The 12,350-nt window shown below is 41.6% G+C and carries 12 protein-coding genes; 10 read left to right on the forward strand and 2 right to left on the reverse strand.

Annotated features, from left to right (window positions below; genetic code table 11):
- Positions 1-18: 18 nt before the first annotated feature.
- The 7 genes from D5281_RS01070 (at position 19) to leuA (ending at position 7,112) form a co-directional block, all read left to right on the forward strand.
- The gene (locus D5281_RS01070) at positions 19-405 is read left to right on the forward strand and encodes a hypothetical protein (protein WP_160558287.1); all 387 of its coding nucleotides are present in this window, start codon (positions 19-21) and stop codon (positions 403-405) included.
- Positions 395-1,378, forward strand: coding sequence for a hypothetical protein (locus tag D5281_RS01075; RefSeq protein WP_277935102.1), 984 nt, complete (start codon positions 395-397; stop codon positions 1,376-1,378). The genes D5281_RS01070 and D5281_RS01075 overlap by 11 nt, the downstream gene beginning before the upstream one ends.
- Positions 1,379-1,418: 40 nt before the next feature.
- The gene (gene cdaA / locus D5281_RS01080) at positions 1,419-2,288 is read left to right on the forward strand and encodes a diadenylate cyclase CdaA (RefSeq protein ID WP_160558288.1); all 870 of its coding nucleotides are present in this window, start codon (positions 1,419-1,421) and stop codon (positions 2,286-2,288) included.
- Positions 2,278-3,552 carry a CdaR family protein gene (locus D5281_RS01085; protein ID WP_160558289.1) on the forward strand — a complete coding sequence of 425 codons (1,275 nt, stop codon included), beginning with the start codon at positions 2,278-2,280 and terminating at the stop codon, positions 3,550-3,552. Before cdaA ends, D5281_RS01085 begins: the two co-directional genes overlap by 11 nt.
- A gap of 14 nt (positions 3,553-3,566) precedes the next feature.
- Positions 3,567-4,916: a phosphoglucosamine mutase gene (gene glmM, locus D5281_RS01090; RefSeq protein ID WP_160558290.1), complete on the forward strand. Its 1,350-nt coding sequence runs from the start codon at positions 3,567-3,569 to the stop codon at positions 4,914-4,916.
- Positions 4,917-4,993: 77 nt separating this feature from the next.
- Entirely contained in the window at positions 4,994-5,257 is a 264-nt protein-coding gene (locus D5281_RS01095; RefSeq protein WP_160558291.1) for an HPr family phosphocarrier protein, read from the forward strand.
- Positions 5,258-5,420: 163 nt separating this feature from the next.
- Positions 5,421-7,112, forward strand: a complete 1,692-nt coding sequence (gene leuA, locus D5281_RS01100; protein ID WP_160558292.1) for a 2-isopropylmalate synthase — start codon at positions 5,421-5,423, stop codon at positions 7,110-7,112.
- Positions 7,113-7,185: 73 nt separating this feature from the next.
- Here leuA and D5281_RS01105 read toward each other — a convergent pair whose 3' ends face one another.
- Positions 7,186-8,346 (reverse strand): DUF3048 domain-containing protein, encoded by a 1,161-nt coding sequence (locus tag D5281_RS01105; protein WP_160558293.1) that lies wholly within the window; start codon positions 8,344-8,346, stop codon positions 7,186-7,188.
- Positions 8,347-8,376: 30 nt separating this feature from the next.
- Entirely contained in the window at positions 8,377-9,552 is a 1,176-nt protein-coding gene (locus tag D5281_RS01110; protein ID WP_160558294.1) for a DUF3048 domain-containing protein, read from the reverse strand.
- 274 nt (positions 9,553-9,826) lie between these two features.
- Between D5281_RS01110 and rfbD the strand changes: the two genes are divergently transcribed.
- The 3 genes from rfbD (at position 9,827) to gmd (ending at position 12,301) form a co-directional block, all read left to right on the forward strand.
- Positions 9,827-10,672 carry a dTDP-4-dehydrorhamnose reductase gene (gene rfbD, locus D5281_RS01115; protein ID WP_160558295.1) on the forward strand — a complete coding sequence of 282 codons (846 nt, stop codon included), beginning with the start codon at positions 9,827-9,829 and terminating at the stop codon, positions 10,670-10,672.
- 1 nt (position 10,673) lies between these two features.
- Positions 10,674-11,129: a divergent PAP2 family protein gene (locus D5281_RS01120; protein ID WP_160558296.1), complete on the forward strand. Its 456-nt coding sequence runs from the start codon at positions 10,674-10,676 to the stop codon at positions 11,127-11,129.
- Positions 11,130-11,227: 98 nt separating this feature from the next.
- A complete protein-coding gene (gene gmd, locus D5281_RS01125) occupies positions 11,228-12,301 on the forward strand; it encodes a GDP-mannose 4,6-dehydratase (protein ID WP_160558297.1) in 1,074 nt (357 codons plus the stop codon).
- The last annotated feature ends 49 nt before the right edge of the window (positions 12,302-12,350 follow it).

Below are 12,350 nucleotides of genomic sequence, written 5' to 3' on the forward strand. Positions count from 1 at the left end.
GTTGAAAGGTACAAAATTATGATAAATGAAGAAAAGGTCATCCTTATGACCAAGCTGGCATCCTATGAATCGCAAAGAGGAAAAAAAGATATTGCGATTATTCATTATTTCAGAAATGATTATATTGGATTCCAGGTATTAAAATCAACGATTGCAGCTACAATTTCGTTTCTTGCGTTGTTTGGAATTTATGTTTTATATCATTTTGAAGAACTGATGCAGGATATTTATAAGATGGATCTGCTGGAATTTGGAAAAGACATAGTTATACTGTACCTGTGTGTGGTGGGAGCATACGGAGTTGTTTCTTATATTGTATCTGCCAGCCGATACAACAGGGCAAAAAAAAGTCTGAAAAATTACTACAGCAGCCTGAAAAAATTAGCAGGCATGTATGATAAATAATGAGGATGACCATATGACAACTTTACTTGTTGCAAAACAGTATATTAAAAATTTTATCAGTAAATATGAGGTTTATTTAAAACCTCTTATGAAACTGATATTGGCGCTTATGACGCTTATGATGATTAATGGGAAGATAGGCTATATGCATAGATTGGACAATATATCTATTGTGCTTATTGTTTCCCTGATGTGTTCTTTCATGCCCATGAATTTCATAATATTTATAGCGGCATTGTTTACAGTACTGCATTTGTACGAATTGTCTTTAGAATGTGCAGTGATTGCGTTGGTACTTTTTTTAGTGATGTTTTTACTTTATTTTAGACTTTCCCCTAAGGATACACTTGTTGTCCTGCTGACACCTATATGTTTTGTGCTTAAGATTCCTTATGTTATTCCGCTTACTATGGGGCTTGTAGGAACGCCGGCTTCGGCGGTTTCCGTGGGATGCGGTGTAATGGTCAGCTATCTGCTCAACTATATCAGCGATAATGCCACGACACTTTCGGGAATGGATACGGAAGAATTGGTTGCTAGGTTCAGGTCTGTTATTGATGGTTTTTTGGATAATAAGGATATGGCGCTTACGATAGTGGCTTTTGGGATTACAATAGTCCTTGTTTACATGATTAAAAGGATGTCAGTGAATTATGCATGGACAATCGCAATTATCGCAGGTGCCATTGCAGATGTAATGATTCTATTAATAGGCGATTTAATGTTCGACACAAATGTATCTATTGTTGGAATTATTATTGGAACCGTAGTCTCTGTTTTGGTTGCAAAGGTGGTGGAATTTTTTATCTTCCATGTGGATTACAATCGAACGGAAAAGGTGCAGTTTGAGGATGACGAATATTATTATTATGTAAAAGCCGTACCCAAAATTACGGTAGCAACGCCATCTAAAACGGTAAAGCGAATTAACACTTCTAAAAGGCGGCCATCGGGCAGTCAGTCAAGGAGATAGGGAAAGAAAAATTCATATTTTGGTAGTGGGGAAAGATGAAATGTCACGGGGATTAGAAATTATAGAAACATATCTGTCACGGGTTTCAGGTGTACGATGGACAGATGTTGTGGAGATTATCATTATCTCCTTTCTGCTTTATAATATACTGGTATGGATTAAAAATACAAGGGCATGGTCATTGCTTAAGGGAATCCTTGTAATAGCAGTATTTATATTGATAGCGGCGTACTTTGAGATGAATACAATCCTTTGGATTGTACAGAATGTGTTTGGTGTGGCAGTGACGGCAGTGGTAGTAATTCTACAGCCGGAGCTTAGAAAGGCTGTGGAAGAACTTGGAAGAAAAAATATCGTCAGTTCCATTCTCCCCTTTGAATTAGGGAAAAATCTGATTGAAGGCAGATTTTCGGATAAGACGATTCATGAAATTGCAAGGGCATGTGTGGAGATGGGCAAGGTGAAAACCGGTGCCCTTATTGTTGTAGAACAAAACGATTCTCTTACGGAATATGAGAGAACGGGTATAGACGTGGATGGAATTGTCACCAGCCAGCTGCTTATTAATATTTTCGAGCACAATACGCCTCTCCATGATGGCGCGGTAATTGTCAGAGGAAATAGGATTACATCGGCAACCTGTTATCTGCCTCTTTCAGATAATATGGGACTTAGCAAGGAGCTGGGAACCAGACATAGAGCGGGTGTAGGAATTTCGGAGGCGACAGACTCTCTTACAATTATTGTATCTGAAGAAACAGGAAAAATAAGTGTGGCATACAATGGAGAAATAGAACGCAATTTAAGTGGAGATGCCCTGAAGGAGAAGCTCAGGACAATACAGAACAAGCCGGAGGAAGAAAGCCGGAAGAGAATTCTGTGGAAGGGACGGTCTAAAGGTGAAAAATAAACTGACGAATAATATAGGCCTGAAAATCGCTTCGGTTTTTTTCGCGGCAATGCTTTGGCTGATAGTTACCGGGATAAATAATCCAACGATTCCTCAGACTTTTTATGATATTCCCGTAGAACTTTTACACACGGAACTGATTACGGATTCTGGGCAGGTGTATGAAGTATTAGAGGGAACGGATGTGATCAGCAGAGTAACGGTGAGGGCGCCCAGCTCTGTGATAAAAGATTTGAAGGATGAAAATATTATTGCAACAGCAGATGTAAGAGAGCTAAGCAGTCTTGATACGATTTCTATAAAGCTTACCACAAATGTATCAAATATCAACAGCATTACAGGCAGCAATGATATTGTAAAGCTAAAAATAGAAGACAGGAAAAGTAAGGCACTGACCTTGAAAGCAACTACCTCGGGAGAGATAGAAAGCGGATATATGATTGGTGATATCACTACGGATCAAAACCTGGTAAGGATATCAGGCCCTCAATCGGTGATTGATACGGTGGCGAAAGCGTCCGTAGATGTGAATGTTACGGGAATTACAAGTGATATTGTAACGAATGGAGAGATTAAGCTTTACGATGCAGAGGATAATGAAGTTAACACAAGCAAGATAACACAAAATATCAAGTCTGTAGGAGTAAGAGTAAGCATCTGGCAGAAAACAACAGTTCCCGTTCATTTTACGGTAGGGGGAGAAGTGCCCCAGGGGTACAGAATAATCGGTGATCCGGAGGTCAATGGAGGGACTGTGGAGATAGCGGGCAAGGCTAATGCGCTCAGGAATATATCAACCATAGAGATACCTGCGGAGGCATTGGATGTTACGGATCAGATGGAGGATTTTGTCACGGAAGTGGATATCCGCCCTTATCTGCCAGAGAATGTTTTCCTGGTAAATTCGGAAGATGCTTTTTGTACGGTTACGGTCCATATAGAAGCAGAAGTGATTAAACGGATGGAAATTAGGGAGGAAAGAGTAAGAATTACGAATCTCCCTGAGGGCTATAATGCGACCATTTCCGGATTGGAGGAAAGCTTTGCGATACAGGTGGTTGGCCTTTCACAGGATGTAAATGCTCTGCAGGCCAACAATATATCAGGTGTGGTGGATATTCAACAATGGATGCAGGAGCAGGGAATGGAACGGCCGGAACCAGGCTATTATACTGTAACAGTTGATTTTGGTTTGCCAGAGAATGTAGCACTGAGAGAAGATGTTACAGTAATGCTACATATATCGGAAGAACAGGAAGAATAATGGGAGGATTTTAAATGGGAAGATTATTTGGTACAGATGGTGTTAGAGGAGTGGCCAATGATGAGTTGACGCCCTTGCTTGCTATGCAGCTGGGGCAGGCAGGCGCATATGTACTAACAAAAGAAAATATGCATAAACCTACTATTATGGTGGGGTGTGATACCAGAATCTCAGGGGATATGCTTGCAAACGCATTGATGGCAGGTATTTGCTCAGTGGGAGCCAATGCCGTTTATGTGGGAGTAATCCCTACACCGGCGGTGGCTTACCTTACCAGAAAGTATAAAGTGGATGCAGGAGTAGTCATTTCAGCTTCCCATAATCCGGTAGAGTTTAACGGTATCAAATTTTTTGACGGAGACGGCTATAAGCTGCCGGATGAACTGGAAGATGAGATAGAAGCTATTATCAAAAACGGCATGACAGGAATTAAATTCCCAATAGGCGCTAATGTAGGTAAAATTAAATATCGCACAGATGCAAGGGAAGAATACATTAATCATTCCATCCAATCTGTAAAAATCGATCTGTCAGGGCTTAAAATTGTGGTAGATTGTGCTGAAGGCGCTGCTTATTATACATCTGTGGAGGCTCTGCGAGAACTGGGAGGAAATATTGTGGCAATCCACAATATGCCTGATGGAACCAATATCAATGCTAACTGTGGCTCTACCCATATGGAAGAATTGAAGGCTAGGGTAGTCTATGAAAAGGCGAACATAGGGCTTGCTTTTGATGGAGATGCGGATAGGCTTCTTGCGGTTGATGAGCAGGGAAATGTTGTAGACGGCGACCAGATTATGGCTATCATTGGAAACCATATGAAGGAAAATGGCGATTTAGCGAATGATACGATTGTTGTTACCGTGATGAGCAATCTAGGATTTACGCTTATGGCCGAAAAAAACGGTATCCATACGGAGCAGACGAAGGTTGGTGACAGATATGTTCTTGAAAGGATGAAGGAAATTGATGCCAGCCTAGGCGGGGAGCAGTCAGGACATATTATTTTCTTAAAGGAAAATACGACCGGTGACGGACTGTTAAGCGCACTGCATCTGTTAAAGGTAATGGTGGAGACAGGAAAGACTTTGTCAGAGCTGGCTTCTATTATGGAAGTCCTTCCTCAGGCACTAATTAATGCAAAGGTGCCAAACCATAAAAAAGAAAAATATATGGAGTATCCTGAAATTGCATCTGCTATCCGAAGACTGAATGATAAGTTCGCCGGAGAAGGCAGAGTGCTGATTCGTCCTTCCGGGACTGAGCCTTTTGTCCGTGTCATGATAGAAGGGAAAGATCAGAAAATGATTGAGGATGAAGCAAAACAGCTGGCGGAGCTGATTCAGAACATTATGCTGTAAAATAATTGAGGTAAAGTGCAGCTTATCTGAACGGTTACCGCTTGAGAAAAAGTAAAAAATGTTGGAGGAAAATGCTTATGGTAAGCCAAAAAGTGGTTATTAAGAATCCAACAGGTCTTCACTTAAGGCCAGCTGGCATCCTATGTAAGGAAGCTATGCAGTTCAAATCGTTAATAACCTTTACATTTAGAGGGAATACTGCGAATGCCAAAAGTGTGCTGAGTGTTTTGGGGGCCTGTGTAAAAAGCGGTGATGAAATTGAGGTTATTTGCGAGGGAGAAGATGAGACAGAGGCGCTTGAGACCCTGGTAAAGGCAATTGAAAGCGGTTTAGGAGAATAAGACGAAAAAATAAGACGAAAAGACTTTCTTAGGCGTCAAAGGATGCTGTCTTAGAAAATCTAGGTTTCGTCTCAAAGAATCGCAGGGCGATTCTTCCGAAATGATTCATGTGTATTGTTTGTGCCGTAAGGCGGAATATCGGAAAGTTTGAAAGCGAGAGGATATGTTAAATTATAAGCGATATAGAAAAAATCCGGTGGTTGTTTATTCGGAAAGAGAGTGGCCAGGGAAAGAGATTGAGAAAGCACCAATCTGGTGTAGCGTGGACTTAAGAGACGGTAATCAGGCGTTGATTGATCCTATGATTGTCAGCGAAAAAATCGAGATGTTTCAGTATCTGATCAAACTTGGATTTAAGGAGATTGAAATTGGCTTTCCAGCGGCCAGTCAGATAGAATATGATTTTTTACGTCAGTTAATTGAGAGAAAAATGATTCCGGATGATGTATGTGTACAGGTTCTCACACAGTGCCGGAAGGAATTGATTGAGCGTACTTTTGAATCCATAGAGGGATGTAAGAAAGCAATTGTGCATATTTATAATTCCACTTCAACGCTGCAGAGAGATGTGGTATTTGGAATGAACAGGAAGGAAATTACTGATATTGCGGTAAAAGGCGCACAGATGGTGAAAGAGAGAGCAGCAAAGTTTCCCGGGAAAATTATTCTGGAATATTCCCCAGAAAGCTTTACTGGTACGGAACTGGATTATGCTCTTGAGATCTGTACTGCAGTGCAGGAAACATGGGGCGCAACTAAGGAGGAACCCATTATTATAAATCTTCCTTCCACAGTAGAGATGAATACGCCTAATGTTTACGCGGATCAGATTGAATGGATGAACCGGCATTTTAAGGATAGAGAAAGTATTATTTTGAGTGTACATCCCCACAATGACAGAGGAACGGGCGTGGCTTCGGCGGAGCTTGCCATGTTAGCAGGAGCTGAGAGGGTAGAAGGCACCTTGTTTGGCAATGGGGAGAGAACAGGAAATGTTGATATTCTTAATATAGCCTACAACATGTTCTCTCAGGGCGTAAATCCTGCGCTTAATATCGAGAAGGTTAATGAAATTATTGAGATATATGAAAGATGTTGTAAAATACCGATTCACCCCAGGCATCCTTATGCTGGTAAGCTGGTGTTTACTGCCTTTTCCGGTTCCCATCAGGATGCAATTAATAAGGGTGTAAAGGCAATGAAGGAGAGAGGTAACGAGCATTGGGAGGTTCCTTATCTGCCTATTGATCCATCGGATATTGGCAGAGAGTATGAACCCATTGTGCGTATTAATTCTCAGTCCGGAAAGGGTGGAGTTGCCTTTATTATGGATACCTACTTCGGCTTTAAATTACCGAAGGGTATGCACAGAGAGTTCGCTGATGTCATACAGAGAATTTCTGAAGAAAAAGGTGAGGTTTCACCAGATGAAATTATGCAGGCATTTCGCGAGGAATATTTGCAAAAGAAAGAGCCTATACATTTCCGTAGGCTACGGGTAGATGATTTAAGCGGGGAGACCCAGTCAGAATTTGATACAGGCGTATTGGTGAAATATACGGATAAGGGTGTTGAAAAGAGTTTTGAGGCTGTAGGAAATGGCCCTATTGACGCAGTGCAGAGAGGCCTCCAGGTAGAGCTTGGCGCAAGGCTTAAAATTCTTGATTATGAGGAGCATGCACTTCAAAGCGGCTCTAATTCACAGGCAGCAGCATATATCCATCTTTTGGATTCTGACAGTGGGAAAGTTACCTACGGCGTTGGCGTAAGCTCCAACATTACCAGAGCTTCGGTAAGAGCTATTTTCTCAGCAGTTAATAGGCTGGGATTGGGAGAAGCAGAGAGATTACTCTAAACACTGCCGTGCTTTGCAAAGATAATTGATTGAATATAAAAGCCTTTCGGATTTCCCGAAAGGCTTTGCTTGTTTAATCCATGTTTATTGTTTTTCCGTCTACCATAAATGTATCGCCGTCCGCGAGAATACAGATCATGGTTTTGCCCGTATTTAGCTTGATTTCATTACCATTATCATCATAATATCTGGTAGCACCGTAATCGGAAGTTTTTTCCCAGGTAACATGAATACCTTTTCCGTTGGTAAAAAACCAACCATCACGGGTGGTGTCATGACACTGGAAAGAAAGATAACCCTTCTGGTCCCTGACCTCATAATAAGTGTTCTGCACCAACAAATTTTTAAAAGCAAGAGGAGTGTTGGTGGCAAGATCTATGTGCGGGCCATCGGGCGTACCGGATAAGTGCTGGTATCTGTCATAAAGGTCGGTTTCCGCATTATACTTAAAATAGCAATTTGTAAGAGGATAAGCAAGGGACATATCTACCTCATATGCATCAATAGAATTATCGTATTGAGTTAGCATATTAGGCTTTTGCTCGGATGAAAATAGAAAATGCTGTTCATCCGAGTAATTATCCCTGTAGTTTAAGGAATATCCGGCATTATGGATGTATTTTTTGATGAAAGCAGCGCTTGTAAAAGCATTGTCAAAATCATTTTTGGCCACATCACGAAAATGATAGGTTTTGGAGATATCCACATTCAGATTAATGTTATCAGAATCGTTTCTGTCAAGCAGGTCATCCATATAAAAGGGACCGCCGTAATGTACATGAAAAGCATCCCACTCAAAAGACCAATACATAAAGTAATCACGGCTGCTTCTGATATTTCCAATCTTTTCTATATCATCCCAATTTTCACATATACCCATCAAACGGGTAATACTGGACTCAACATTGCATTCATATAAAATATCAGCCTTGGAAATGCCATACTGACTTGCTGTTTTGGTGTTAGGAATCATAAAAGAAATCGGCCGCCTGTCAGCAATTTTTTTATCAATCCATTCATTGGTAATACGGCTTCTGACCATTCCATCTGCAGGAGGAAGGTCCATGGCAGGCTCAGGAGAACCGGCCTGCTCTTTTGCCTGCGAAGTCTGGGGGGCAGGATTTAAACTATCAATCGGCTCTAAAGGGGGCTGCACATCCTCTTTTGGACTACAGCCCGAAAATAAGAGCAGTGGAAGGAGGCATGTCATAATAATTTTTTGGAATTTTTTCATGATCATTTCCCCTTTCCTGCAGACAAATATTTACTTCAGGTCATTTCCATCTACGTTAATAGTATCCGTATCCTTTACAATACAAACCATGGTTTTGCCAGTGTTGAGCTGAATTTCATTCCCATCGTCATCATAGAACTTAGTAGGTGAATAATCAGTAGATTTTTCCCAATTTACGTGAATTGCTTTGCCATTTGTAAAGAAATAGCCGCCTCTGGTGGTGTCGTGAACCTGAAAGGCAAGGTATCCCTTAGCATCTCTTACCTCATGATAAGCAAACTGAACAAGTACATTTTTAAATGCCAGCTGTTGATTGCCGTTGGCGGCATCTACATCAGCCTTGCCATACATGGAACGATAATATAATCCGTCCTCCTCATTATATGTAAAAGAGGTTTTGGTAATGGGGTAAGGCTTTGACAAATCAATTTCCTTTGCGCTGACCGCATCAGAGTAGCTCTCTAAGGTGTTAGGCTCACTTTCAGACGCAAATTTGAAATGATCCGGCTGATAGTAACTGTCGCGATAGGTTTTGGAATAACCTAATTTATCAATAGCGCTGTTAATTCCTTCCGCACTTGCATATGCATTCTGGGGAGCGGAACGGTCAGTAGCGCGATAAAACGCATTTTCATATAAGCCAACTTTTTTACCGGCACCGTAGCTGCAGCCTGTTATATTGTTTGTGCTTTCCTGCTCAATCAGATCATCAATGTAGAATGGGCCTCCGAAGTGAACGTAGATAGAATCCCATTCCAGCGCCCAATAGATAAAGTAATCACGGCTGCTTCTTACGTTTCCAATTCGGTCTAAGTTTTCCCAGTCCTTAAAGACAGCCATGCTTCTGGTGATGCCGCCTTCCACGGGGCATTCATATAAAAGATCTGCCTTGGAGAAATTGTAATGGGGCAAAGCGTTAGAGTCATTAGGACTCATTACGGCTATAGGCCTTGCATCTTCCAGGGAGCCATCTATCCACTCATTGGTAAGAGGGCTGCGAACCATACCTTCCTGTGGAGGAACATCGGTTTCGTCCTCAGATTCTTCAGGTTCATTGGATTCTTCATCAGGAGTCGTTGTCTCGGTGATTGGTTCTACAATGGGCTGGACAAGAGTCTCACTGACCTCTTCATCTTTTTTTCCGCATCCAAATAATAAAAGAGATGAAGATAAGGCTACAAGACAAAGTACTTGTAATCTTTTCATCAATATTTCCTCACTTTCTTTCATATAATTATAACAGTATGCCAAAAATCACACGGTAATAATTATAACACAGAACAGAATGAGCGTCACTAGAAAAATGTGTAAAATGTTATACAAAATTATTAAGAAATTATTACGTAGATAGATAAAAAAGAATGATTTTGGGAACTACTTGTCTAAAATGGATTTAAAGGGTAAAATATAGGCGAGTACTCTTTGTTCGAATTAAAATTACCGACAATTTGAGGGTTGCCGGCAAGAATGGGGGATCAGAATGAAAAAAATTATTGTAACAGGTTGTAACGGACAGCTTGGACGTGCAATTAATCTTGAATGGAAGGATAACCAAGACATTGAATTGGTAAATACTGATGTGGCCGAACTGGATATTACTAAAATTGACAAGGTAATGGAGCTTGCAAGAAAGGTAAAGCCCTATGCGATTATTAATTGTGCTGCACATACAGGTGTGGATGCCTGTGAAGATGAATTGGACAAGGCCTATCGCATCAATGCCATCGGGCCAAAGAATTTGAGTATTGCGGCTTCCGAGACCGGGGCAAAGATGGTTCAAATCTCTACCGACTATGTGTTTGACGGTAATACGGATAAGCCATATGTTGAGTTTGATAAGCCCAATCCCCAGGGTGTGTATGGCGCTACTAAACTGGCGGGGGAAAATATGGTGAAGGATTTTACAAATCGGTATTTTATATTAAGGACGGCATGGCTGTACGGTGATGGAAAGAATTTTGTGAAAACGATGCTGCGCCTGTCTGAAAGCAATGATAAAGTAAGGGTAGTAGGCGATCAGGTAGGCAGCCCTACCAGTGCAAAAGAGCTTGCCCGTGCGATTACCCGGCTTATTTTTACGGAAAATTACGGTTTGTTTCATGCTACCTGTGAGGGAAGCTGTTCCTGGGCTCAGTTTACGGAGGAAATTTTCAGACTTGCAGGCAAGGATACCAAGGTGGAAAAAATTACAACTGAGGAATTTGGGGCAAAGGCGCCGAGGCCGGCCTATTCCATACTGGAGAATTATATACTTAAGCTGACAGACGGCTATCAGTTTGCAGATTGGAAGGATGCCCTGGCCGTTTATATGAGGGAATTTAAATAAGATGGATTTTATTACGGAATTACTCCAAAATCAGATATTTATCTCGGCCGTTCTCGGATGGTTGGTGGCGCAGGTACTAAAAACATTGATTCACCTGATTATCACGAAACAGTTTCTGATGGAAAGAATGGTGGGAGGCGGGGGTATGCCCAGCTCCCATTCTGCAACTGTATGTGCGTTGGCAACCTCCGTAGGGATAAAATATGGCGGAGGAAGCTTTGAGTTTGCGGTAACCGCTATGGTTGCAATTATTGTTATGTATGATGCTATGGGTGTGCGCAGGGAAACTGGCAAGCAGGGCCGGGTTCTGAATGAAATGATGGAAGTTCTGATGAATATGGGTAAGCAGATTAGCGTGGAAGAACGTTTGAAGGAATTTGTAGGGCATACGCCCTTACAGGTTTTAATGGGGGCCATATTGGGGATTATCATTGCCGCAATTGTTATGAATATATAATGCTATGGTCAATTGTGGAATGAGTTATGTAGAAGGTTCGGTAGGTTTAAAAGCTTTACAATTGATTATGTAAATACAGGATAAAAAGGAGATAGTTTATGCAGAAAATAGCTTTCATTACCGGTATTACAGGGCAGGACGGCTCTTATTTGGCCGAATTTTTGTTGGAACAGGGGTATGAAGTTCATGGGCTTGTGCGAAGGCACAGCATCAGCAATACATCCCGTATTGACCATTTGATTCGCTCAGGCTATCACAAGGTCAAATTTTTTCTTCATTATGCAGATACAACAGATTCCAGCAATCTGATGCGGCTTATATCGGAAATCCGTCCTACGGAGGTTTATAATCTGGCGGCCCAGTCCCATGTGGGTGTATCCTTCGAGGTGCCGGAATACACAGCGGAGGCTACCGGAGTAAGTACCCTTAAGCTTCTGGAAGCCATTCGTGTAAACGGAGGAAATTGCAGATATTATCAAGCATCTACTTCAGAGTTATTCGGAGGACTTCCTGAGACCGCACCGCAAAGCGAGACTACGCCTTTTTACCCCAAAAGTCCTTATGGGGCTGCAAAGCTGTATTCTTATTGGATTACGGTAAATTACAGAGAGTCTTATAACATGTTTGCATGTAACGGTATTTTATTTAACCATGAATCTCCCAGAAGGGGAGAAAATTTTGTCACAAGAAAAATTACGTTAGCGATTGCAAATATAGTTGCCGGTAAACAGGAGAAGCTTTCTTTGGGCAATATGAATGCAAAGCGTGATTGGGGATTTGCAGGAGATTATATCAAGGGAATGTGGATGATGCTTCAGCAGGATAAGCCAGGTGATTATGTGCTTGCTACAAATGAAACGCATACGGTACGGGAATTTGTAGAGTCCGCCTTTGGGGAGCTTGGAATTTCGATTAGATGGGAAGGAGCAGGCGTCAACGAAAAGGGCTATGATGGGGAGAGCGGAAAACTGCTTGTAGATGTAAACCCTGAATTTTATCGTCCAGCCGAGGTTGAATTTTTGTGGGGAAATGCCGCTAAGGCTGAAAAGATGCTGGGCTGGAAGCGTGAAGTTGATTTTAAGGGACTTGTGGCAATGATGATGGATGCTGACTTAAAGGAAATAGCCGGAATGAGTTGTGAGGAGTATAAAGAAGGGAAAATGAAGAAATAGGTTGCTATGAACAGTCTTTAGATCGTAAATAGCAAAAGAAATGCCCTGC

Origin of the sequence: Parablautia muri, from assembly GCF_009917485.1 — a bacterium.
Lineage (GTDB): Bacteria > Bacillota > Clostridia > Lachnospirales > Lachnospiraceae > Suilimivivens > Suilimivivens muri.

Bases quoted from the DNA above. Each gene is read 5' to 3' on its own strand.
- leuA (WP_160558292.1), top strand. From the start codon at position 5,421: ATGTTAAATTATAAGCGATATAGAAAAAATCCGGTGGTTGTTTATTCG.
- D5281_RS01120 (WP_160558296.1), top strand. From the start codon at position 10,674: ATGGATTTTATTACGGAATTACTCCAAAATCAGATATTTATCTCGGCC.
- D5281_RS01105 (WP_160558293.1), bottom strand. From the start codon at position 8,346: ATGAAAAAATTCCAAAAAATTATTATGACATGCCTCCTTCCACTGCTC.
- D5281_RS01075 (WP_277935102.1), top strand. From the start codon at position 395: ATGATAAATAATGAGGATGACCATATGACAACTTTACTTGTTGCAAAA.
- gmd (WP_160558297.1), top strand. From the start codon at position 11,228: ATGCAGAAAATAGCTTTCATTACCGGTATTACAGGGCAGGACGGCTCT.
- D5281_RS01110 (WP_160558294.1), bottom strand. From the start codon at position 9,552: ATGAAAAGATTACAAGTACTTTGTCTTGTAGCCTTATCTTCATCTCTT.
- rfbD (WP_160558295.1), top strand. From the start codon at position 9,827: ATGAAAAAAATTATTGTAACAGGTTGTAACGGACAGCTTGGACGTGCA.
- D5281_RS01095 (WP_160558291.1), top strand. From the start codon at position 4,994: ATGGTAAGCCAAAAAGTGGTTATTAAGAATCCAACAGGTCTTCACTTA.
- D5281_RS01070 (WP_160558287.1), top strand. From the start codon at position 19: ATGATAAATGAAGAAAAGGTCATCCTTATGACCAAGCTGGCATCCTAT.
- cdaA (WP_160558288.1), top strand. From the start codon at position 1,419: ATGTCACGGGGATTAGAAATTATAGAAACATATCTGTCACGGGTTTCA.
- glmM (WP_160558290.1), top strand. From the start codon at position 3,567: ATGGGAAGATTATTTGGTACAGATGGTGTTAGAGGAGTGGCCAATGAT.